This window comes from Brevibacillus agri, from assembly GCF_004117055.1.
Taxonomy (GTDB): Bacteria; Bacillota; Bacilli; order Brevibacillales; family Brevibacillaceae; genus Brevibacillus; species Brevibacillus agri.
Map to the genome: position 1 here is coordinate 4,558,906 of NZ_CP026363.1, position 21,957 is coordinate 4,580,862.

General features: G+C 52.9%; 22 protein-coding genes and 1 pseudogene. 11 read left to right on the forward strand and 12 right to left on the reverse strand.

The annotated features are described in order from the left end of the window. Positions 1–4: 4 nt before the first annotated feature. Genes BA6348_RS22300 through BA6348_RS22325 form a run of 6 tightly spaced genes read right to left on the reverse strand, consistent with a single transcriptional unit; the run spans position 5 to position 6,139 of the window. The gene (locus BA6348_RS22300; RefSeq protein WP_122952884.1) at positions 5–979 is read right to left on the reverse strand and encodes an N-acetylglucosamine kinase; all 975 of its coding nucleotides are present in this window, start codon (positions 977–979) and stop codon (positions 5–7) included. Then, positions 966–1,790 carry a carbohydrate ABC transporter permease gene (locus BA6348_RS22305; RefSeq protein WP_025846788.1) on the reverse strand — a complete coding sequence of 275 codons (825 nt, stop codon included), beginning with the start codon at positions 1,788–1,790 and terminating at the stop codon, positions 966–968. Before BA6348_RS22305 ends, BA6348_RS22300 begins: the two co-directional genes overlap by 14 nt. A 60-nt stretch (positions 1,791–1,850) precedes the next feature. After that, a complete protein-coding gene (locus BA6348_RS22310; RefSeq protein ID WP_025846786.1) occupies positions 1,851–2,840 on the reverse strand; it encodes a carbohydrate ABC transporter permease in 990 nt (329 codons plus the stop codon). Between the two features lie 26 nt (positions 2,841–2,866). Beyond that, positions 2,867–4,165, reverse strand: coding sequence for an ABC transporter substrate-binding protein (locus tag BA6348_RS22315; RefSeq protein ID WP_122952885.1), 1,299 nt, complete (start codon positions 4,163–4,165; stop codon positions 2,867–2,869). A gap of 57 nt (positions 4,166–4,222) precedes the next feature. Further along, positions 4,223–5,260, reverse strand: a complete 1,038-nt coding sequence (locus BA6348_RS22320) for a serine hydrolase domain-containing protein (protein ID WP_025846784.1) — start codon at positions 5,258–5,260, stop codon at positions 4,223–4,225. 21 nt (positions 5,261–5,281) lie between these two features. Next, positions 5,282–6,139: a MurR/RpiR family transcriptional regulator gene (locus tag BA6348_RS22325; protein ID WP_035423134.1), complete on the reverse strand. Its 858-nt coding sequence runs from the start codon at positions 6,137–6,139 to the stop codon at positions 5,282–5,284. 209 nt (positions 6,140–6,348) lie between these two features. Here BA6348_RS22325 and BA6348_RS22330 point away from each other — a divergent pair, with 209 nt between their 5' ends. Further along, positions 6,349–7,641 carry an amidohydrolase gene (locus BA6348_RS22330; RefSeq protein WP_007782791.1) on the forward strand — a complete coding sequence of 431 codons (1,293 nt, stop codon included), beginning with the start codon at positions 6,349–6,351 and terminating at the stop codon, positions 7,639–7,641. A gap of 19 nt (positions 7,642–7,660) precedes the next feature. On the opposite strand, the gene BA6348_RS22335 is transcribed toward BA6348_RS22330, so the two are convergent. The 3 genes from BA6348_RS22335 to BA6348_RS22345 all read right to left on the reverse strand — a co-directional run bounded on the left by BA6348_RS22335 (position 7,661) and on the right by BA6348_RS22345 (position 9,429). Then, a complete protein-coding gene (locus BA6348_RS22335; RefSeq protein ID WP_025846780.1) occupies positions 7,661–8,119 on the reverse strand; it encodes a TspO/MBR family protein in 459 nt (152 codons plus the stop codon). A gap of 250 nt (positions 8,120–8,369) precedes the next feature. After that, positions 8,370–9,065: a metal-dependent hydrolase gene (locus tag BA6348_RS22340; protein ID WP_005828090.1), complete on the reverse strand. Its 696-nt coding sequence runs from the start codon at positions 9,063–9,065 to the stop codon at positions 8,370–8,372. Between the two features lie 169 nt (positions 9,066–9,234). Beyond that, a complete protein-coding gene (locus BA6348_RS22345) occupies positions 9,235–9,429 on the reverse strand; it encodes a hypothetical protein (RefSeq protein WP_005828092.1) in 195 nt (64 codons plus the stop codon). A 286-nt stretch (positions 9,430–9,715) separates the two neighbouring features. On the opposite strand from BA6348_RS22345, the gene BA6348_RS22350 reads away from it, so the two are divergent. From BA6348_RS22350 to BA6348_RS22370, 5 genes and pseudogenes are all read left to right on the forward strand, one after another. Then, entirely contained in the window at positions 9,716–10,312 is a 597-nt protein-coding gene (locus BA6348_RS22350; RefSeq protein WP_122952886.1) for a MerR family transcriptional regulator, read from the forward strand. A gap of 308 nt (positions 10,313–10,620) precedes the next feature. Continuing rightward, positions 10,621–11,568, forward strand: a complete 948-nt coding sequence (locus BA6348_RS22355) for a hypothetical protein (protein WP_005828097.1) — start codon at positions 10,621–10,623, stop codon at positions 11,566–11,568. A gap of 53 nt (positions 11,569–11,621) precedes the next feature. Then, entirely contained in the window at positions 11,622–12,563 is a 942-nt protein-coding gene (locus BA6348_RS22360) for a S8 family peptidase (RefSeq protein ID WP_141333635.1), read from the forward strand. A 4-nt stretch (positions 12,564–12,567) separates the two neighbouring features. Then, a complete protein-coding gene (locus BA6348_RS22365; RefSeq protein ID WP_122952887.1) occupies positions 12,568–13,203 on the forward strand; it encodes a hypothetical protein in 636 nt (211 codons plus the stop codon). A gap of 150 nt (positions 13,204–13,353) precedes the next feature. Then, a pseudogene (locus BA6348_RS22370) lies at positions 13,354–14,174 on the forward strand (IS256 family transposase). Between the two features lie 99 nt (positions 14,175–14,273). On the opposite strand, the gene BA6348_RS22375 reads toward BA6348_RS22370, so the two are convergent. Then, positions 14,274–14,960, reverse strand: a complete 687-nt coding sequence (locus tag BA6348_RS22375; protein ID WP_026557924.1) for an Ig-like domain-containing protein — start codon at positions 14,958–14,960, stop codon at positions 14,274–14,276. Between the two features lie 510 nt (positions 14,961–15,470). Here BA6348_RS22375 and BA6348_RS22380 point away from each other — a divergent pair. Genes BA6348_RS22380 through BA6348_RS22400 form a run of 5 tightly spaced genes read left to right on the forward strand, consistent with a single transcriptional unit; the run spans position 15,471 to position 19,313 of the window. Beyond that, a complete protein-coding gene (locus BA6348_RS22380) occupies positions 15,471–16,481 on the forward strand; it encodes a helical backbone metal receptor (protein WP_122952888.1) in 1,011 nt (336 codons plus the stop codon). A gap of 15 nt (positions 16,482–16,496) precedes the next feature. Then, on the forward strand, positions 16,497–17,492 hold the full coding sequence (locus tag BA6348_RS22385; protein WP_007782812.1) for a FecCD family ABC transporter permease: 996 nt from the start codon (positions 16,497–16,499) through the stop codon (positions 17,490–17,492). A 1-nt stretch (position 17,493) separates the two neighbouring features. Continuing rightward, positions 17,494–18,273 (forward strand): ABC transporter ATP-binding protein, encoded by a 780-nt coding sequence (locus BA6348_RS22390; RefSeq protein ID WP_005836095.1) that lies wholly within the window; start codon positions 17,494–17,496, stop codon positions 18,271–18,273. Positions 18,274–18,301: 28 nt separating this feature from the next. Beyond that, positions 18,302–18,808 carry a HugZ family pyridoxamine 5'-phosphate oxidase gene (locus tag BA6348_RS22395; protein WP_122952889.1) on the forward strand — a complete coding sequence of 169 codons (507 nt, stop codon included), beginning with the start codon at positions 18,302–18,304 and terminating at the stop codon, positions 18,806–18,808. A 28-nt stretch (positions 18,809–18,836) separates the two neighbouring features. Next, positions 18,837–19,313 (forward strand): DinB family protein, encoded by a 477-nt coding sequence (locus tag BA6348_RS22400; protein WP_005836091.1) that lies wholly within the window; start codon positions 18,837–18,839, stop codon positions 19,311–19,313. Between the two features lie 77 nt (positions 19,314–19,390). On the opposite strand, the gene BA6348_RS22405 is transcribed toward BA6348_RS22400, so the two are convergent. Further along, on the reverse strand, positions 19,391–20,572 hold the full coding sequence (locus BA6348_RS22405) for a M20 family metallopeptidase (protein WP_007782819.1): 1,182 nt from the start codon (positions 20,570–20,572) through the stop codon (positions 19,391–19,393). Between the two features lie 102 nt (positions 20,573–20,674). Further along, on the reverse strand, positions 20,675–21,904 hold the full coding sequence (locus tag BA6348_RS22410; protein WP_122952890.1) for a Zn-dependent hydrolase: 1,230 nt from the start codon (positions 21,902–21,904) through the stop codon (positions 20,675–20,677). Between the last annotated feature and the right edge of the window lie 53 nt (positions 21,905–21,957).

Consider the following 21,957-nt stretch of genomic DNA (forward strand, 5'->3'; position numbering starts at 1 on the left):
GGCTTCACCTCTTTTCCAAGGCTGTACCGCTTTTTCGCAACTTCTCTGCCGCTTTTTCGTCCAGGCGGTGGCCTGTGCCCGTGATCGCCGCTGCCAGAGAACCGATCACAGGCGGCACGTCCGGGATGACCGTCGAAAACGAAGCTTTATCCATCACTCGCTGTCTGACCAGCGTGTCGGTGGCAAACAGCCCTCCCGCGAGCACGACAGGCAGTGCTTCCTGCGTCTTTTCCAGGCATGCCTGCGCCAACTCGAGCAGATCGTCCGCCGCTTCTGCAATCAGTCTGCACGCGAGGCTGTCTTGCTGCCGTGCCGCCTGCTCCACCAGCTCACTCGCCCCGGCCAGGCGCATGCGCGGATTGCTGGCCCCGTAGATCACGCCGATCAGCTCTTCCGGGCTTGCCACCTGGTAATGGGCAAGAAACAGCCCGGTCAAGGCAGTCGGCTCGCCGCGACCGTCATATGCGCGCAAAACCGCCATGGCCGCCTTTTTTCCGAGATCGTAGCCGCTGCCTTCATCGCCAAGCAAATAGCCCCAACCGCCTACGCGGTGCCTCGCCCCTCCGCTTGTCAGCGCACACGCAATCGAGCCTGTACCGGAGATGAGCACAATCCCCGGCTGCCCCCACGTCCCGGAGTAGAGCGCAGGAACCGCATCGTTGTCCACGCGCAGCCGCTCCTGCCACACCTCTGCAAACGAAGCGTGCAGCTTTTCCCGAATCGCCGGGCGATCAGCGCCGCCCAGACCGATGAACAGCCCCGCCACCTCTTCCGCTCTCGCTCCCGCCTGCTCGCACGCAGTCGCAACGAGCTGTTGCAGCGTCGCCTCCACCTGTGTCCACGGCCGCGACAGCGGATTGGATGACTCCCCTGCCACGATCGCCCACACTTGCCCTTGCTCGTCGCAGATGGCGGCTTTTGTCTTCGTCCCCCCTCCATCTATCCCGATAAACCATTTTTTCCCGTCATTTAACTGCACCTGCGGTCAACCCCTCCATGAACTGTCTGGACGCCAGCAAAAACACGACGATCATTGGCAGCGCAGACAACGTCAGCCCGGCAAAAAGCAGGCTCCAATCTGTTTCGTACTCCCCGAACAACACCATCATCCCCACCGGAATCGTCTTCAGCGCGTCTTCCTGAATGAAGATCAGCGGGAAAAAGAAGTCGTTCCAGGCGTGAATGAAGTTGATGATGACAACCGTCGCGAGCGCGGGCCGGATCAGCGGCAAGAGCACGCGCCAAAACACCTGAAAGTGGCTGCAGCCATCAATCCGCGCCGCCTCCTCCAGCTCTACAGGAAGCGTGCGGAAAAACCCCGTCAAAATAAACACCGAGATCGGAATCCCGCTCGCCGTGTAGATCAGGATCAGCGACCAGAGCGAATTGAGCAGCCCGAAATTTTTCATCAGCAAAAACAAAGGCACAATCCCCAGCTTGATCGGAATCATCAGCCCGATGATGAAAAAGAAGTACAGCGCCCCTGTCCAGCGATACGAAAAGCGCGACAAGTAAAAGGCAGCCATCGCGGAAAAGACCGTAATCATCAACACCGACATCCCGCTGACCAATACGCTGTTCAGCAAAAAGTCGGCAAACGGCACCGCTTCCCACAGCTTCCGGTACGTCGCAAAGCCAAACGACTGCGGCAGCGACAACGGACTGGCGAAAATCTCCCTGTTCGTTTTAAACGAGGAAAGAATCATTAACACGATTGGATAGAGCGACACCAATGCAAACATATACGCGGCCACATACGAAACCGCCCTGCCCGCTACGCTCGTTTTCACCTGCATCCCCCCTTCCCGTTCCGGTTCAGCCCCAGCCTGCTCGCGGGTCCGCTTCATCGCTCAATGCTGGACTTCGCGCTTGCGCATCAAGTACAGCGAGACAGCCGACACGGATGCGACGATGAAAAACAGCACGACAGCCAATGCGGAGCCGAGCCCGACAGCCAAGTCTCCCGCGCCGCCCGCACTGGAAAACGCCATGCGATAAAAGTAGACCGCGAGCGTATCCGTCGAGCGAAACGGCTCGCCCATCGAGCCTTGCATCGCGTACACCAGCTCAAACGCTTCGAACGCCTGGATAAAGGTGAAGATCGTCATGATCGTAATCGCCGGCATGCACAGCGGCAGGATGATTTTCCACAACAACCGCAAGCCCCGCGCCCCGTCCAGCCTGGCTGCCTCGATCAGCTCTTCCGGAATCGCCTGCAATCCGGCCAAAAAGATCAGCATGGCAAAGCCGATGCCAAACCAGCAGTTAATCAAAATAATCGCAATCAGCGCCGTATCCGGATCGCCCAGCCACGGTCTGGCCCACTCCTGCAGTCCTACCTCGGCCAACAGCGTGTTCAGCGCTCCGTAATTCGGATTGAGGATTAATTTCCATAAAAAACCAATCACAATCACAGACAGCAGCCGCGGCATGAAGTAAGCGATTTTCAAAAAGGCCGAGCCGCGAATTTTGCGGTAGATGAGAAAAGCGAGGCCGAACGCAATCCCGTTTTGCACGATCATTTCGATGACAAAGTAGGAGACGTTGTGCCCGAAGGCGTTCCAGAACATCTCGTTGAACGGCTCCACCGTAAACAGCGTGACAAAATTTTTCAGCCCGACAAACACTCCCCGCTTGATGCCCTGCCAGTCGTACAAGCTGTACAAAAAAGCGCTAAGAATCGGGTACAGGACAAACAGCGTGTACACAATCAAGGCGGGCAAGGGAAACAGGTGGATCAGCCAGCGCGCCCGCCCCTTCGGTCGAATCGTATGCCTGTTCCTCGTGCCGATGATCTCCACCCCCTTTTGGCTTTCGCGGACGGGAGGGCTACGGTTCATCCGCTCCCGCCAACGATCATCACTGCCTACTTTTTAAACGGAGGGAACCAGGTGGCGGCGGACTTCTGTACTTCCCCCGCGACCTGTTCGGGCGTGAGCTTGCCCAAGTACATGCCTTGCAGGGCGTTTTCCAGCGTTTGCTTCGTTGTCGGCTGTCCTTCGGCGAAGTGCACGACCATCAGGTAAGGCGTCGAGCTTGTTTGCGACAGCTCCGCCATTTTGTTTACGAGCGGATCGTCTGTCGACACTCCCGGCACTGCGCTGATACGCTTGAACTGGTTGGCGAACAGCTCGCCGAACTTTTTGGTCGCCATAAACTCCATGAATTTCAACGCTTCCTGCTTATGTTTCGACTTGGCGTTGACGGCATACGAACCATCCACCCATGTCGTCAGGACAGACTGCCCGTTGTTGGTCGGCATCGGGAAAAAATCTAGCTGCAAATCGGGGTTCAGCTTTTTCAGCCCTTCCAGCTCAAAGCTGCCGTTGATGAACATCGCCGCCTTTTCCGTCGCGAACAAGGTGCGCATGTCGTTCAATTCGAGCCCCACATAATTTTCCGGGAAATAAGGAATCAGTTCCTGCATGCGTGTAACCGATTGGAGAAACTCGGAACTTTGCAGATTGCTTTCGCCTTTGAGCAGCTTGTCGAGATAGTCGCCGCCGCTGTAGCTCGCCGGAGCGATCACGCCGTGGCTCAACGAAAGCAGCCAGCCTTCCTTCGCGCCAAACGAAATCGGCGTGATGCCTTTTTCCTTCAACGCCTTGGCTGTCGCTATCAATTCGTCCCAGCTCTTTGGCTCTGTCAGGCCGTTTTGCTCGAAAATTTTCTTGTTGTAGTAAAACTGCGTGGAATTTAAGGAGAGCGGAACGCCGTAGACTTTGCCGTCTTTGCCTGTCGCCGCTGCGAGGACGTCTTTGGGGAAGGAGGAGATGCCTGGCACATTGTCCAGCGACTCCAGATAGCCTGCTTCCGCCAGGGAAATACCCGGGGCATACGGACGCAGTTGCAGGATGTCCGGTCCGCTGTCGCTTTGCAGCGCGGTGTTGAGGATGGTATTGTACTCGGTTGCCTTGAACGGCTTGAACTCGATCTTGATGTTCGGGTTCTCGGCCTCAAACGCTTGGATAATCGCCTTGTAGCCCTCTGTGTCCTCGACCCGCCAACTGTGCATGGACAGCGTCACCTGCTGTCCGCCACCCTCATTGCCACCAGGCTGGGTGCCCGGCGCGGTTTGCTCCCCTCCACCTGAACTGCAGCCGACCAGTGCCATGGCTGTTACCAAAAAGACAGACGCCGCCCTTCGAAAACGGAAATGCTTCATCCAGAACCCTCCCCCTTTTTCTTCGAAGCGATCATACACGTGCTCTCGCTTTATCAGTCAGACCGTTTGCAGCGCGGTCGTGACAGCGTTGTGCAGGATGGGCCGCAATTGCCGAAGCTGATGATTGCGCCCGAGGTGAACGGCATTGGTGAGAAAAATGACGGCAAGCTCCCGGACCGGGTCGATCCAGATGCTGGTCCCGGTGAACCCCGTATGTCCGTAGCTCGCGGGATGAAAATGATCGCCGCAACTGAGCGTAGTTCCTGCCTGGTTCAGCTCCCAGCCGAAACCGCGGCTTTCGCCCGCTTGCCCGGCGTGGTTGCGCACCGCCAGCTCGCGCCAATGCTCCGCAAGCAAGGGCGGTTCGTTGTACAGCCAGCTTTGCGCGTACAGGCACAAGTCGTCCGCAGTCGCAAACAGCCCGGCGTGCCCCGCGACTCCGCCCATGGCAAACGCTTTTTCGTCATGGACTTCCCCACAGATGTACGCGCTTGTGAGCGAGCAATATTCTGTTTTTGCAATATTCAGAAAACATTTCCCGTCAGGACAGTAGCAAGTGTGCGCCATCCCCAATGGGGCAAAAACCCGCTGTGCGACAAACGCATCCAGCGGCTGTCCTGCCACTCGCTCGATGAGCAGGCCGAGCCAGATCATGCCCAGATCGCTGTAGACGACTCGCTCGCCCGGCTTTTGCAGCAACTGCTGCCGATACAACAGCTCAGGCAGCACGATCTCGCTATCCCGCCTGCGCGTCTCTAAATCTGCCGGCAGTCCGGACGTGTGCGCGAGCAACTGCCCGATCGTGATCGCGGCTTTATCGGGCGGACAATCCGGAAAAAATGCGCCGATCCGGTCATCGGGGGCGAGCAGCCCCTCCTGCATCAAGAGCAGGAGCGCGGGCAATGTCGCTGTCACCTTTGTCAGCGAGGCCAAGTCAAACAAAGTGTCTTTCGTGATCGGCTGGCCGTCGGCGATACTCGTAGCTCCCGCATCGAGCGAGTAGCAGACACGCCCCTCGCGGACGACGCGCAGGGCAGCTCCCGGCAGCAGTCGCTCGCCGATCCAGCCTTGCAACAGTTTTTCGAGCGCCTCCATATTTCCCCCTCCGCCTTTTCGTCAATTGGATGAGCGTTTTGTCCGGCTGACAGCCAGCCGCGTTTTTTCCAGCAACGGAATCACATCATCCTGCTTTCTGCTGACCATCGTGATGAACAAAATATCAATCACATTGAGCTGCGCAATCCGGGAAGCCATCGCCCCGCTGCGGATGCTTTTTTCCACGGAGCTGGTAAACAGCCGGATATGAGCCAAATCCGCGACAGGCGAAGGCCCGAATTTGGTCAGCGAAATGACCGTGGCGCCCTGCTGTCTCGCCTCTGTCAGCGACTGGATGATATCCTCGGTTTGCCCCGAATAGGAAATGCCGATGACGACGTCTTTTTCCGACAGGTTGACAGCCGAGGTCAGTTGCGCGTGAAAATCGGAGTAAGCCTCGCACCACAGGTTGATGCGGGAAAACTTTTGCCTGATGTCGTCGGCAATGACCGCGGAGGCTCCTACTCCGTACACATCTATTTTTCTCGCTGTGGACAGCGCATCGACGGCTCTGTTCACTTCTTCGCTGGACAGGACCGAGAGTGTGTCCTGAATCGACTGAATGTTGTTCCAGCTCACCGCCTGCATGATCGACTCGGTCGTGCCCTCCATCATGATTTCCTGATAGCTCGTGGGCGCCGTCTGTTTGTTCAAGTCGCCCGCAATCCGCAGCTTCAGCTCCTGATAGCCCTTCATATTCAGCGAACGAGCCAGGCGAATAATCGTCGCCTCCGATACTCCGCTCAGCTCGGACAGCTTTTGCACCGACAGCTTCACCACATCTTCCGGGTGAGCCAGTATATACTCGGCCACCTTGCGTTCGGATGGCTTCAATTCGTCCAAAATCGCCTGCAGGCTGACAAGTCCTCCGTTTAACATATACGCCACCGCTCTCTTCCTTCGTATCTTATCACCATTTTATGTAGTATTATTTCTTGAGTCAATTGTTATCTAATAAACAATATTACAGAATCCGGCGAATCAGCACTGCTTTGCTTCTCTTTTTCGAGACAAATTTCCCTCTTGACTCTGCCGCCGCGTGAAGCTTTACGCTTGCAACCGAACAGAAATCCAAGGAGGATGGTTGCATGAACACGTTACTGATTAAAGGGTGCCATATCTTGACGATGGTGGAAAAAGAACGGCCGTGGGTCGGGGACATTTTGATTGCGGACGGGCGGATTGCGAAGCTCGCACCCGTGATTGAAGCGTCTGCCAGCACCGTGCTTCCGGCCAAAGACATGGTCGCCATGCCTGGCCTTGTCAACGCCCACAATCATGCGAGCATGTCGCTGCTGCGAGCTTTTTCCGACGACCTGAAGCTGATGGATTGGCTGGACAAAAAGATGCTGCCAGCGGAAGCGCGGATGACGCCAGAGGACGTTTACTGGGGAACGATGCTCGGGATTGCGGAAATGATCGCCTCTGGCACGACGGCTTTTGCCGACATGTACGTGCACATGGACGCTGTAGCCGAAGCCGTGCGGGACAGCGGAATCAGAGCTTCGCTGACGCGCGGCCTGATCTTTTTACAGGATGACGGCGGACGGCGCATGACCGAAGCGCTCGATCTGATCGACAAATGGTCCGGTGCGGCAGACGGCAGAATCACCACCATGCTCGGGCCGCACGCGCCTTATACGTGCCCGCCGCAGCCGCTGAAAGAGGTCGTCGATCTCGCCAGAAGCCGCCGGATTCCGCTGCACATCCACCTGGCCGAAACCCGCGAGGAAGTGGAAAAAATCCGCGAGAAATACGACCAGACGCCGACCGAGTATTTGCAGGAGCTGGGGACTTTTCACGAAAATCACGTCCTGCTCGCCCACGCTGTCCACTTGAGCCTAGAGGACATCGGCCGTTTGCGCGGCATGCGAGGCGGCGTCGCGCACAACCCTGTGAGCAATCTGAAGCTCGGCTGCGGAATCGCTCCTGTCGCGGAGCTGCTCGCCCAAGGCGTCACGGTCGGCCTGGGCACCGACGGAGCAGGCAGCGCCACGACGCTCGACATGTTTGCGGAAATCAAGGCGGCGTCCTGGATGCAAAAGCTGCACTATGGCGATCCGACCGTGCTGCCAGCCGAGCAAGTTTTGCGCATGGCGACGATCGAGAGCGCCAGACTGCTCGGGATCGACCACGAGGTGGGCACACTTGCGACAGGCAAACGCGCCGATCTCATCCTGCTCGATCTGAAAAAGCCGCACCTCGCCCCGCTGCACGACCTGCATTCGCTCGTCGCCTACAGCGCGACCGGCGCGGATGTCGATACCACGATCGTCAACGGCGAAGTTTTGATGCGCGACCGCAAGCTGCAAACCATCTCCTGGGAGGACGTGTATCGCCAAGCCACAGAGCGGGCAAAGCGGCTCGTCGCAGGGCTGTAGTCCGGCACGATCCCAACGCTCACAGGTTCAGCACACAGAACGAAACCGCAAGATAGATGGCGAACACGCTCCATTGCAAATACGGGATCAACAAGGAGGAGGCGATCTTGTCCAGCGGCCGAATCGCCCGGATCAGCACCCAGGTCGAGTACAGGATGAGGATCGTGTCGACGGCGGCCAAAAACGGCAATTGCAGCCTGTAAAACAACAGCGTGAACAACTGATGAAAAAACCAGTTTATTCCGTACAGAAGCAAAAGCTCCCGATTCATTTGCTTGCGGCGAACAGCAATGACGACAGATGCGGCAATGAGCACATGCAAAATAAACCAGACGATCTTGAGCACATGGTCGGGCGGCGTGCCTTCAGGCTTGGTCAGCGACTCGTACCAGGCCCCGCCCCCCGGAAAGGCGAGGCTCGCCAATGAATAAAGGACGATCACCGAGAAAAACAGCAGCGTATGGTGCAAAGTGCTCATCGAGACTTTCCTCTCCTTTTTGCCAGGCTCTCTTCCCTATGTTTCTATATCTATGAGCGTCGCTACCATTTTCATGCCGCTTTTTCAGAGATTGGCCTGTCTCTTTTTATAGAAGACAGGAAAAGAAAAACCGCCTGTCCCGTTTTTTCGGACAAGCGGTTTTTTGGCAAAAGGCGGTTTGCTCTCGGCTGCGGGCTGGTAGACTTGCGGGCTTGTAGCTTGCAGTCTTACAGGCTCGCAGTCTTGCAGACTACGGCAGGCGCAAAACCTCGCCTGGTTTCAGTGCCTTGCCTCTGATATCTTTTTCGGCCAAAGTCGCGACAAACGCGTCTCCGTCCTGTTTGATCGGCGGGAACGTATCGTAGTGAATCGGCACGACGTAGTCGGCGGCGATCCACTCGGCGGCGATCACCGCATCCTCCGGCCCCATCGTGAATACATCCCCAATCGGCAAAAACGCCAAGTCGATATCATGGCGATCTCCAATCAGCTTCATGTCGCCGAACAGCCCTGTATCTCCCGCGTGGTAGATCGTTTTGCCGCCCAGCTCGATCACAAAGCCGCCTGGCATCCCCATGTAGACGATCTGCTGCTTGTCATCCAGCACGACGCCGGAGCTGTGGAACGCCTGTGTCATTTTCACTTTTCCAAAAGGCAGTGTCACAGAGCCGCCCAGGTTCATCGAAACGGTTTTGACGCCTTGCCAGTCAAGGTATGTAGCCAGCTCATGCGTCGCGACGATGGTCGCGTCATTTGCCTTTGCCAGCTCGACTGCGTCGAGAATATGGTCCTGGTGTCCGTGCGTCAGCAGGATGTACTGGACTTGGATGTCCGCAAGCGTCGTTTTTGCCAGCGGATTTCCCGAAATAAACGGGTCAATCATGATCGAATGCCCTTCACTGGTCAACTGCACGGAAGAATGTCCGTGAAACCGGATTTCCAACATGGTATCCCCTGCCCTCTCTCATCATTGGTTTGTTCCTCTACCATGTTACCATGCGCAGGGGCGGGAATAAAATCCATCTGCACACTCCGGCAAAAAGAAAGGAAGAGGCTGCCGATCGCTCGACAGCCTGAGGAACAACTCATTTCTGTTAACAAGACGGTATGGCAGCTTAGCAGTCGTGGTCGTGTTCCGTAACGGCAATAATTTTAGAATCACGAATGATGGTGCGGCGATGGTTGTCGTGTTCGCGCAGGATGATAGTGCTGGATTTTACCTCGATCAGCTTGCCGAAAAAGTTGCAATTCACAGTCTCAACCTTTACGTTTTTCCCTTCGAATCGTCTCACCTGGTCTCTGAATGCCATGGTCAATCCCTCCTTCTGTAAGCATCCTATGTACGTTTGGCATAGCCCTACTGAGCAAATGCACAGACAAACAGAAAATGTACTTGTACCCGTCCGTCATTCGTCTAGTTTGCGGCGTGCAGCGCCACAACGGCGAGTTTTGTCGGCAGATGACAGAGCGCGGACAATCACCGGCGCAAAATTCGAACGGTGCAGGAAATTGTCGCACGATTGCAAAAGGAAATTCTTTTGCCGCACAGAATGGGTAAAAAACGGATGAAAAGCACGTACGGCAGGAGGGATAAGCATGGGAGACGTCATTGAGCTTGTCGCCAGGGAACGGACCTACAGCGGCAGGGAAGTCGCCGAAATGCTCGGGATCGGGGCGAGCACATTGCGCAAGTGGAGCATGCTGCTCGAGCAGCACGGCTATTGGTTCCTGCGGGACAATCAAAACCGGCGCGAATACCGCCAGATGGATGTGTCCTGCCTGACCCGCTTTTACGAGCTGACCAAGGACCAGCTCATTCCCCAGGAAGAAGCCGCGCAAATGATCGTCAGCCAAAACTACACGGGAGCGGGAGCGGCTCACAGAGAGACGGCTGTTGCTCTCGCCCCTGTTGCTCATCCCGTCGCAACAGAAGACACTCTCGAAGCATTGGACGCCATCGACGAAAAGCTGCACGCCCTGGCGCTGCACGTGAAGCAGCAGGATGAGAACCAGCAGGCGCTGCTCGCGCGCCTGGAAAAGCAGGAGGCGTATATCCGCAGCAGCCTCAAGGAGCGCGACCGCCGCCTGACCAAAGCGATGAGCGACATCATGGACGCCAAAGTCCAGTTGGCCAAGCTCAAGGACGAAGAGCGGAAAACGTCTATTTGGCATAAGCTGTTTCGGCTGAGCTAAGTGTAATGGCAGGAAGTGGTTTGGCAAGCTGGCGGAGGCGGTTTCTGCGGTTTCGTATGTTCGTTCGTGAGGCCGATGCAAAAACACTCTGACTCGCCTCGGTGCGCGAGGGCGGTAGAGTGTTTTTTGTTTTGGGTGTGTAATTTGATACGATCACTGTCGAAATTCGCATATTCGTGCGATGGTGACTACCTAGGAAAAGCGATTCAGTAGTGAGTGAATGCTATCCGCATTAGTTAAGAAAAACTATTTAGTAGATAGCTAAATTATCTTATGAGGTTTTTTATAAAAATTGACATTTAAAACAAATGGATGTATCTTCACCAATATATGCCACTGAAAAACAAAGTAATTACAAAAAGTTAATTAATGAAGGATTATCAGTTGAAGATGCTTTATACTATTCCGAATTACAAGCCTCGCTTGATCAACTAAAAAAGGAAAATAAGACGATTGATGTTGATTCTGTACGTAGCTTGTCGGCAGTTGAGTATACAGATGATTATATTCGGAAAAATAAAAAAGAGTTTAGGGAGAAGATTTTGCAGCAGGATCCCGTTGCAATTAAAAAGGCTACTGAAAATGCACTACAGTCTCACTTTGAAGGAAACGATTTATTAGCCAAATTAGTTAAAGAAGATATTGAGAAAAATGGAAAACCCAAAAGCTTCTACGAGATAACTTTTCCTAGCGGAGATCGCATGCAAGCAACTTTTGAAAGCGTAAAAGAAGTAGATTCTGACAGCGATCAAGTAGAAACGAACGCATCATCCCAGCCTTATGCTGGTCCATGGGGGTCAAATGTGACAACTATAGGTCAAGGAACTTTACCAAGCTCAAGTGGAAATTGGGGAACAAGCACCGATATAAAGTTCTATAATGCAGCGGGATACGCATCAAACTATCTTCAAATCAAATATACACTAGATAAAAAAAACACAAGCACTGCTGATGATGACACTGTTTCGGTCTACTATACCTACTCCACTGCCTCTTCTTCAGGTATCATGGAGGTAGTTACTCCCAATCCAAATGTCGGGCGTCCCTATGATAAAGCTTCCAAATCTTCAAATCTGTACACACAAACTTTTTCGGATGCTACTATGAAGCTTTCTGCCCAAGTAAGCGGTTCTTATAATTTTGTCGCAGGAGGTATTAGTGTTACCTTAACGCACTCGACGATTTGGCATGAGTTCAGCATCATTGAAGTCATGTATCATGGACTCCCAATTTATTATGGTGGATATAAACTGTAAAGGGGCGCTAGAAGGGGATAGTTTTTTATCCCCTCCTTTTAATTTGTGTGATTATGTCGAGAAAAAAAATAATTTATATCTTTGCGATAGGAATTACATTAATTCTTATTGCTTTAAATATTAAAATTGAAACTGATTTCAGATACCCCAATACACCAAATCTCGAAGCAATTCAAAATATGAATGGGTATCCTTTAAAAGTTAGAATTTCACAAGAAAAATTGTATGGTGTGAAAATAGCGATAATTGATAGTGGTATAGACGGGAATCAAAAGAATCTAACACTAAATGAGATTGCTTCCTCACAAAGATTCGGTGATAAATCACACGGTACAATTATTGCTAGCGTGATTGGGGCTAGGGAATGCGAAAATCTGAATTTTAATGGAATACTCCCAGGAATAACGCTGTATACCTATGATATTCATTCAGATACTTTAAATACTGAGACATTGTCTAAAGCTATAGATGAGGTTTCACACATAGGAGTTGATGTGATTAATATTAGCTTATCTACTTATAAAGACACCCCTTCCTTAAAAAACAGTGTTGAAAAAGCCGTAAATAGCGGAATCACGATCGTTGCATCCGTAGGAAACGATTCTTCTAAACAATACAGCTACCCAGCATCTTATAAAATACCTGGTGTAATCTCCGTTGGTGCTTTAGATGAAAACTTGGATGTTTGGTCGCTAAGTAACTTTAATGATACTGTTGATATTTTCGTGCCTGGAACAAAAATTTACTCAATAAATCATAAATTAAGTGGGGATAGCGTTGAAATTTTTAATGGAACATCGCTGGCTGCCCCATTGGTAACGACTTGGGTAGCCATGTTATTAGCAACAAACCCCAATTTGACACCAAAGAATATTGAAAGCATAATTCAAGAAACAGCTCGCCGCCACTTAGTAAATTGGAAGCAAAGTAGAGTAAATATTCAAATGGCAGATATTAATGGATCATTATTGAAGGCAATTAATTTCGTGGAGTGATAATATGAAACGAAGACTGATTTTTATAATCACACTTATTCTTATTAGTGGTTGTAGTAATTCAGAGGTGCTTAACAAAGAACAACCGACTCAATCGATAAACAATGTCACCTATCCAGCCGATAATCCGCCTGTAGTTGGTGAGGCTGGGAATGAAAAAAGCATAGAAGAGCCTATCTATCAGAGATTGATTAAGTACTACAATAGTAATTCTATAAGTGAATTTGAGGTTACTAACTATGCAAAAATTAGCAAGACCATTTTTTGTACGATTAACTTCAAAGTTGATAACAAACTACATTATGGGCTTGTTCAGGCTTATCCTAAAGATAAAAGGTGGGTCATTCAATCTATCAATGAAACCCCTGAAATTCCAGATTTAGCTGTAGTATTACAAATGAGTGTTGGGAAAGAACTGGTAGAAGAAAATGAAACTATAAAACAGTCGTATAGAATTTACTCAGGCTATATAAATGAGAAGCAGGTTAAAGAAATTAGAATTACTACCACAGATGATCGTATGTATGTAATCAAGATAGGTGATAATCAAAAACAGTTTCTTTATGCGTCTCCTCGTGAGGAGGTCAAAGCAAAATTCGTTGCTCTAGATCAGAACGGAAAGATTATTTACGAACAGTAATCAGTAGCACCTAAAAACAACTGAAAAGCATTCCCTATAATTAAAAGCCTTCTCTTTGAGAAAAAAACAATCTATCGGTGAAGTGGTCAAGAGAGAGCGTAAAAAGTTTTGTGTAAATGGTTAAACTTCCCAGTAAGGAGATGATCATTTATGCAAGACAAAAGAGACATGACGATCAAGGAGTTAGCGAAGGATTGCCGTACCATCGAGGACGTGCACGCCATGTTAAAGATTTGTTCCGCGACACCATTCAGCAGTTGTTTGAAGCAGAAATGGATGCTCATTTGGGCTATGCCAAACATAGTTCTGACGGCGATCACACGGGAAATAGTCGGAATGGGTATAGCAAAAAGACGTTGAAAACAAAGTTTGGCCATACAGAAATTCGGGTACCTCGTGACCGTAATGGAGAATTTGAACCTCACGTTGTGAAGAAGCATGAGACTACGGTAAATGGCTTAGAGGAGCAAATCATCGCACTCTACGCCAAAGGAATGTCCACACGAGACATTGAGGAACACATGAAGGAGTTGTATGGGATTGACGTATCTCCTGCCATGGTTAGTAAGGTGACCGACAAGATTATGCCTTTGGTAGCGGAATGGCAATGCAGACCGCTTGATCGTGTCTATCCCATCGTGTTCCTGGATGCCATTCACTTTAAAGTTCGGCAAGAAAATCGGATCATCAACAAAGCGGCCTACAGCGTTCTTGGCATTTCGATGTCGGGTCATAAGGACATTTTGGGCATTTATACAACGAACATAATCGAGGGGTATCATCGGCAACTCCGTAAGGTCACAAAGACCAAAACGGCCTATCCATCCGACGATGCTCTGCGGAAAATCATCTACCTCGCTACCGTAAATGCATCGAAGAAGTGGACGATGCCGCTTCGAAGTTGGAAAGAATGTATCTCACAACTGGCCATCCATTTTGGAGATCGATTGCAAGGCGAACTGTCCGCATAACCCAACTGTTGAGTCGGCTTGACATGGAGCCTCTGCGGGCATGATTTCTTGCGATGGGGCGATGCCAGTCAACCATGCATCGCATGGCAAACGAGCCTATCATGCCCGCCCCTCCATGTAAAGCCGCCCACGTAACCATCCGCCTGTTAAAAACCCATTTACACAAAAAAATTTACATTCCCTATGGATGTTCGTGAATTTATAAGATTCGCCCTTTGATAAGGTGATAGATCCATCGTAAGCTGCTGTTAACGCAAACTTGCCTTTTGCCGGGGCCTCTTCTTCGAAATTGGCAGGCTCTGCTTCGTTTGTTTTTGCTGATGACGTGCCATCAGCAATCTTTTCTTCTGTATCAGTCTGGACAGGTTCTTCCGAAGGGGCAGTTACGGTTACATTGATGGGAAGAACTTCCTTCTCGTAGTTTGCCACCAGAGTTGTGTTTCCCACGCTTTTGGCATAAATCGTTCCCCTTGAAACGGAAACAACTTTGGGATCTTCTACTTGCCATTCTGTTTGTTTGGAAACATCCGTCTTACTGCCATCGCTGTAAATGGCGTTGATTTCGACTTTTTGAGAGTCTCCGATTTTTAGCGTCATTTCTTTTATAGATGAATCAATAGATACTAGCTCGGGACCCGGATTCGTATTGCTTTCGTCGACGGATGAAACAGCTTCCTGAGCTAATGCCGTGTTGTTAAACATGAGTGGCTGGCTAAAAAAATGGATGGGTTCCAGCAATAGGCAAAACATAACAAAGCAGCACAAAAGTCGTTTTAAGTGAATCAAATCTTACACATCCCTTCCTCTATTTCCAATTAATTGATATGCAGACTTGGTTATACTCTTAAATACTCTGCGTGCAAGATGATTCATAGACAAACGAATTTGTCGATGATCCAAAATACCCCGTCACGATTGCCTCCGCATCACTCCCCCGCTCGCTTCCGTATCCGCAAGTCGCCACGCCCTCACTAAACCGCGCCCATTCAACACCGCTTATCTTGACAATCCCCCCTCAAAACTCCCCTTGTAATATCTCCAAACAAAACGAGTATGCATAACAATAACGCCCCCTAGTCCTGCTGTATAAAAATGGAACAAATTAATATACAAAATAACAACCTCCTCTAACTCACTACCATCTCCACCCTTCGACAAATCTGCGGTTTCCGGCGGTTCCCCTGCACTCGTGGCCCTTTTTCATTACAAAATCCTTATTGATAATAGTAATCATTCTCTATATAATCAAGCCAAACGGTATTGATTCTCATTATCAAAATCAGGAGGCTATACATAGTGAAGCAATCAGGATGGAAAATGGGCATGATTGCCCTACTTTTGACAAGCGCTGTCGGGTGCAGCAGTGCACAGTCTCCCGAACAGGCAACCACTCAGCAGAACCAAACCAGCGAACAACCGAGCCAAAACACCTCCACGCAAGCGGCATCCAGCGAGCAGGCTGCTCCCTCTGTCAGCATTGATGAGAAAAAGGCGGAAGAACTGCTCGCCCAGTTTCAAAACCAAACTCCCACAAAAGTCGTGACCATCTCTGTCGCAATTACGGAAATTTTGCATGAACTCGGGATCGCCCCCGTAGGCGTACCGACGACGAGCAGCAAGCTGCCAGCGGCTCTGGACAGCGTTCCGCGCATCGGGACGTCGCACCAGCCGGACCTGGAGCAAATCGCGAAGCTGCAGCCGGAGTTCGTGCTCGGTCCGTCCTCGATCAAGGACAGCGTCGACAAAAAATTAAAGCCTGCCGGCACACCTACCGCTTACTTGCCTGTCGATTCCTTGGATGAGCTGAAATTGTCCACTGTCGTACTCGGACGGCTGTTCAAGCAAGAGGCAAAAGCAGAGCAGCTCCTGAGCAAAATTGCGGAGCAGGAAAAAAGCATCATCGAAACGACGAAGGGCAAACCGACGCCAAAGGTGCTGTTCCTGTTCGGCTCGGCGGAAGCGCTCATGGTCATGAGCGACCAGACTTTCGCCGGAAGCATCGCGCACAACCTAGGAGCCGTCAACGTCGCTACCGACACGTTGAAGCAAACGCAAACGTACGCGCCGCTGAACATGGAGAGCATCGTCGCGGCCAACCCGGACGTGATTTTGCTCGTGGCGCACGGCGATCCGAATGCCGTAGCGAAAAAATTCGAAGAAGACGTGAAAAAGAACGGCGCCTGGGAAAAAATGAACGCCTTCAAAAACGGCAAAATGCAGTCGCTTGATTTCAGCACGTTCGGCACTGCCTCGATCGTCAACGCCCCTGCCGCCTACCAGCAGCTCGCGGAAATTCTGTACAAGTGATAAGGAGTTTTTGCAGTGAGCCAGAACCATTCAACCAGGAAACCAGTCCTTCTCAGCGTCGCTTGCCTGCTGCTCGTAGCGGCAATCGTCCTGTCTGTCGGGCTTGGGAGCGTGCAGCTCTCGCTGTGGGAAACGATGACGACCGTACTCGGCCAAGGCAATGAAGCCAACCATACGATTCTCTGGGACATTCGGATTCCCCGCGTGTTTCTCGCGCTGCTGATCGGGGCCAACCTCGCTGCGTCCGGGGCGCTGCTGCAAGCTGTCATGCAAAATCCGCTGGCTGATCCGGGGCTGACCGGGGTATCCAGCGGGGCAGCGGTCACGGTGTTGTTCATCATGCTGGTCGTCCCCGGTTATTCCGCGCTGATTCCGCTCTTTGCCATTGTCGGCGGGGGCATCGCAGCCGTGATGGTCTACTTGTGGGCCTGGAAAAAGCAAGGGGGCTTCACCCCGATCCGCATTATTTTGTCCGGTGTCGCCGTCAATGCTGTATTTGGCGGCGTCATCGGCCTGTTGTCCATCCTCTACAGCGACAAGCTGCCAGCGGCTCTGCAATGGATGAACGGAAGCCTGTCCGGGAAAAGCACAAGCGACGTGCTGACGATTCTCCCCTACTCGGTCGTCGGGTGGATCGCTGCGCTGATGTGTATCCGCCAGGCCAACATCTTGCGTCTCGGCGAGCAGGTCGCGCACAATCTCGGGCAAAACCTGAACCGGCTTCGCTTCACCCTGTCCCTGATCGCGGTCTACCTCGCGGCCATCTCCGTTTCGACCGTGGGCCTGGTCGGTTTCGTCGGGCTGATCGTCCCGCACATGTCGCGCATGCTGATGGGCTCCGATTACCGGATGAACTTGCCGTTTGGACTCGTGCTCGGCTCGCTCGTCCTGCTTGTGGCAGACACGCTGGGCCGGACGCTTTTTGCTCCACTCGAAATTCCGGCGGGGATCGTCATGGCCATCGTCGGCGGGCCTTACTTCCTTTATCTGATGCGCAAAGGAGGAACGTGATGTGCTGAACGTGCAGTCAATGAACGTCTGTTACGGCAAAAAACGAATCGTAAATGACTTTTCGCTGGATATACATGAAGGAGAGATTGTCTCGCTCATCGGGCCAAACGGCTCCGGCAAATCGACGGTCCTCAAAGCCATCTCCCGGCTGATTCCTTGCGAGAGCGGCTCGGTGCGCATCGCAGGGGAGCCAGCCGACAACATGAGCATGAAGCAGCTTTCCCGCATCATGTGCATGCTGTGCCAGTCCAACTCCTGTCCTTCGGATGTGACTGTCGAGGAGCTGGTCGGCTACGGTCGCGTCCCCCACAAAAAATGGTATGAACGGCTGGATGCAGCCGACTACGAAATCGTCGACTGGGCGTTGCAGCAAACAGGACTGGAAAGCTACCGGGGCCGCTATCTCGCTTCTCTGTCGGGCGGGGAAGCCCAGCGCGCCTGGATCGCCATGGCCTTGGCCCAGAAGCCGAAGCTGCTGCTGCTCGATGAGCCGACGACGTATCTGGATATTGCCCACCAGCTCGATGTGCTTGAGCTGATCGCCAAGCTGAATCGGGAATTGAAGCTCACGGTTGTCATGGTGCTGCATGACTTGAATCACGCCAGCACCTACAGCGATAAAATTTGCGTCATCAAAGACGGGGACATTCGTGTTTTCGGCAAGCCTCAGGATGTGTTTACGCTGGAGCTGATCCGCAGCGTCTACGGGGTCGACACAGAAATCCGGTACGCGCCAGACAGCACCAGCCCGCGTATTCACGTCCTGAAAAAAGCGCAATAAAACTACAGGAAAAGCGAGGGATGCTCGTATGAAAGCAATGGCGAAGGAAGCGATGAAGGTCCAGTACCAAACGTTTGCTGCCGGAATGAAGACGCTCATGCTCAGCACGGTCGACGAGCATGGAAAGCCGTTTACCTCCTATGCCCCTTTTGTCAAAACCAACGGAAAGTTTTATATCTACATCAGCAAAATCGCCAACCATTATCGCTATCTGGAAGAAACGCCGGCAGTCGATGCCATGCTGATTGAAGATGAAGCGAAGACGGCCAATCTGTTCGCCCGCCAGCGCGTCCGCTTCGTCTGCACAGCGAGAAATATCGGCAACGCGGACTGCGACGAGATTTTCGCGCTGTTCGAACAGCGCTTTGGCAAAAGCATGATGGATATGCTGCGCGGCCTCGACTTCTCCCTGTTTGAGCTGACGCCATCCGAAGGCCGCTACGTCGCCGGATTTGGCCAGGCGTACGACATTGATCTTTCCGCCGACAAGTTCGAACACGTCAATCGCGACGGCCACACCCAAACCGCCAAATAATCATTCGCGCCAACAGGAGGGCAAATTCATGACCAATTCAACGTATTCAACTGCACTGACACTCTGGCTCACGATCCAGGAAAGATTCCACAAGACAGCCAAAAGTATGCCGGAACAAGACTTGACGCTCGGGCTCGGCCCTGCCTCCATCGGGTATATGCTCAGACATAACGCCGAAGTGGAATACATGTTTGCCGAGTGGTTTTTCGGCCGCAGCATCCCGGCGGACGTGGAGCTACTGACGAAAAACGGCCCTGTCGAGGGGCGGCAGTTTACGAACTTGCAGGAGCTTGCCGATTTTATGACGGCTTCCAACGAGCATTTGCTCGAAGGCATGAAAAGCTTGTCCGAGGAAGCGTGGCATACGCCTGTCAATACGCCGCTCGGCAGCTCGACTCCGCTCGAAGCGCTGGGGCGTCTGATGTACCATACAGGCATCCACGCCGGACAGATTTCGCAAATCCAAAAAGCGTTTCATACAAGAGAAAAAGAGCGCACGCACTAAAGCGCCCTATTCACGCAAAAAGCGCCCCCATCCGACCTGGAAAGGAGGCGCTTTTTTCATGCTTGGGTTTAACATTTTTACATGACGATTTTTCTCGCCGCGTTGACGAACATTTTCACGCCGACTTCCAGCGCATCCTCGTCGATGGTAAAGCGCGGGTGATGGTGCGGATACGTAATGCCTTTTTCCTTGTTGCCGGCAGCGACGTAGAAAAAGCAGCCTGGCGCTTTTTGCTGGAACGCCGAGAAATCCTCGCCGCCCATGGTCGGGCGCATATGCTCCACCCACTCCGCTCCCAGCGATTCCACGACTACTTCTTCCATCAAGCGGGTCACTTCCTCGTCGTTGATGACCGGACGGTAGCCGAACTCGTACTTGAACTTGTAGCTTGCGCCGTGCGCTTCCGTAATCCCTTTGATGACGCGCTCCATCAGGCCGGGAACGGATTCGCGCAGCGTCTGGTCAAAGCTGCGCACTGTCCCGCAAATTTCCACTGTGCCCGGAATGACGTTGTGTGTCGTGCCGCCCACAAATTGCGTCACGGACAAGACGAGGTTGTCGAGCGGGTCGGCGTTGCGCGAGACGATGTGCTGCAGGTTGGTCACCACTTGCGCCGCAACCGCGATGCTGTCGATCGTCTCGTGCGGAAGAGCCGCGTGCCCGCCTTTTCCGAGCACGGTAATCCAGAACGTATCAGGAGCTGCCATCATCGGCCCAGGGCAAATGCCTACGGTGCCGTACTCCATCGTCGCCCACAGATGCGTACCGATCACGATGTCCACGCCATCCATGACTCCCGCCTGCACCATTTCCTCCGCGCCGCCCGGAAATACTTCTTCCGCGTGCTGGAACAAAAAGCGCACCTCGCCTTTGATCTGGTCCTTCATCCCGGACAAAATTTTCGCGGTTCCGAGCAGCATCGACGTATGGCCGTCATGTCCGCACGCATGCATCACGCCCGGATTTTTCGAGACGAACTCAAACGTGTTTTCTTCCGTAATCGGCAAAGCGTCCATGTCGGCGCGCATCGCCAGCACTTTTCCCGGCTGCGAACCGATCAGGCGGGCCATTACGCTGTTTTTCGTCGGCCGACTCACTTCCAGATTGCCAAAAGACAGAAGCGTCTCGTACACGAACTGCGCTGTTTTCTCTTCGTGAAAAGACAGTTCGGGATGCTCGTGCAAATAGCGTCTCCACGCGATTACTTGCTCTTTGACCGCCTCTGCCGCCTGATTCAATGTTGTTGCTGTCGCTGTCATCCGGTTCTCCTCCTCGTTCGGTGCGCTTTTTGCCCGTCGTCGCCAAGCTGCCGAACCCTCGTCTCTTTTGTTTGTACGCCTGTTGCTTTTCCGTCAGTCTCTCTATATTTGCTTCGCCAAAGCCAGCACGGTGCGGTACAGCACGTTGGCTCCGTCCGCGCAATCCTCAATTGTCGAATACTCGGCCGGATTGTGGCTGATACCGTCTTTGGAGCGAATGAAAATCATGCCGACCGGACACAGGTCAACCAGTTGCATGCAGTCGTGGCCTGCGCCGCTCGGCAACCGGAACACCTCCAAACCTTCCTGGGCACACGCCTCTGCCGCCGCCTGCTGGATGCTCTCGGAGCATACGGCAGGAGCGATCCGCTGCAACAATTCCACTTTCAGCGTCACGTTCCGCTCGGCACAGATCGTTTTCGCCCGCTCGATTATGCGCTGCTCGACCTGATCGCGAACCGCTTCGTCCACATCGCGCAAGTCGAGCGAAAACTCTACCCGGCCCGGAATGACGTTGACTCCGCCAGGGAACGCCTGCACCTGTCCAACCGTCCCTACGCTTGTGCCCGTCCGCGCCGCCTCTTCCTCGATAGCAAGCATCACGAGCGCTGCCGCAGCCAGCGGATCGCGGCGCAAGTTCATCGGCGTAGCTCCAGCGTGGCCCGCTTCGCCCTCCAGCACGAATTTCATCCAGAGCGGTCCTGCGACACCCGTCACGATCCCGACGGACAAATCGCGGCTTTCCAGCACCTTGCCCTGCTCGATGTGCAGCTCCACGTACGCTTTGACGCTGCCGGGCGTGCGCGCCGCCTGACCTGTCTGATCCGGGTCCAATCCGACCTGGCGCATGGCTTCGGCAATCGTGATGCCGTCCTTGTCCGCCTGCTCCAGCTCGCTGCGCTTAATCAGCCCGGCGATCCCGCGGCTGCCGATCATGCCGTAGCCGAAGCGCGTGCCCTCTTCATCCGTGAAAGCGATCACTTCAATCGGATGCTCGGTCTCTATGCCTTGTTCCTGCATCGTCTGCAAAATTTCTACGCCTGCCAAAACGCCAAGCGGCCCGTCGAAATCTCCGCCATTCGGTACGGAGTCGATGTGCGAGCCTACGAGAACAACAGGTGCCGCAGGGTTTTTCCCCTCTTTTCGCCCAATCAGATTGCCTACCGCATCTTCGCGAACTGCCAGTCCCGCTTCCTTCATGAAGCCGGCGACGATGTCTTTTGCTGCCCGTTCCTCAGGTGTAAATGACAGCCTCGTTACCCCTCCGGCCTCCTGGGCGCCAATCTTGCCTACCTGCCCTAGTCGGTCCCACAATCGGTCCGCATTAATCATGACAAGAGACTCCTCCTTCGTAAAACCGTCTATTAACGGTTGATTTACGGCTA

Coding starts and splice junctions, on each gene's coding strand:
- BA6348_RS22310 (WP_025846786.1), bottom strand. CDS start 2,840: ATGAACCGTAGCCCTCCCGTCCGCGAAAGCCAAAAGGGGGTGGAGATC.
- BA6348_RS22315 (WP_122952885.1), bottom strand. CDS start 4,165: ATGAAGCATTTCCGTTTTCGAAGGGCGGCGTCTGTCTTTTTGGTAACA.
- BA6348_RS22320 (WP_025846784.1), bottom strand. CDS start 5,260: ATGGAGGCGCTCGAAAAACTGTTGCAAGGCTGGATCGGCGAGCGACTG.
- BA6348_RS22325 (WP_035423134.1), bottom strand. CDS start 6,139: ATGTTAAACGGAGGACTTGTCAGCCTGCAGGCGATTTTGGACGAATTG.
- BA6348_RS22330 (WP_007782791.1), top strand. CDS start 6,349: ATGAACACGTTACTGATTAAAGGGTGCCATATCTTGACGATGGTGGAA.
- BA6348_RS22335 (WP_025846780.1), bottom strand. CDS start 8,119: ATGAGCACTTTGCACCATACGCTGCTGTTTTTCTCGGTGATCGTCCTT.
- BA6348_RS22340 (WP_005828090.1), bottom strand. CDS start 9,065: ATGTTGGAAATCCGGTTTCACGGACATTCTTCCGTGCAGTTGACCAGT.
- BA6348_RS22345 (WP_005828092.1), bottom strand. CDS start 9,429: ATGGCATTCAGAGACCAGGTGAGACGATTCGAAGGGAAAAACGTAAAG.
- BA6348_RS22350 (WP_122952886.1), top strand. CDS start 9,716: ATGGGAGACGTCATTGAGCTTGTCGCCAGGGAACGGACCTACAGCGGC.
- BA6348_RS22355 (WP_005828097.1), top strand. CDS start 10,621: ATGGATGTATCTTCACCAATATATGCCACTGAAAAACAAAGTAATTAC.
- BA6348_RS22360 (WP_141333635.1), top strand. CDS start 11,622: ATGTCGAGAAAAAAAATAATTTATATCTTTGCGATAGGAATTACATTA.
- BA6348_RS22365 (WP_122952887.1), top strand. CDS start 12,568: ATGAAACGAAGACTGATTTTTATAATCACACTTATTCTTATTAGTGGT.
- BA6348_RS22395 (WP_122952889.1), top strand. CDS start 18,302: ATGAAAGCAATGGCGAAGGAAGCGATGAAGGTCCAGTACCAAACGTTT.
- BA6348_RS22400 (WP_005836091.1), top strand. CDS start 18,837: ATGACCAATTCAACGTATTCAACTGCACTGACACTCTGGCTCACGATC.
- BA6348_RS22405 (WP_007782819.1), bottom strand. CDS start 20,572: ATGACAGCGACAGCAACAACATTGAATCAGGCGGCAGAGGCGGTCAAA.
- BA6348_RS22410 (WP_122952890.1), bottom strand. CDS start 21,904: ATGATTAATGCGGACCGATTGTGGGACCGACTAGGGCAGGTAGGCAAG.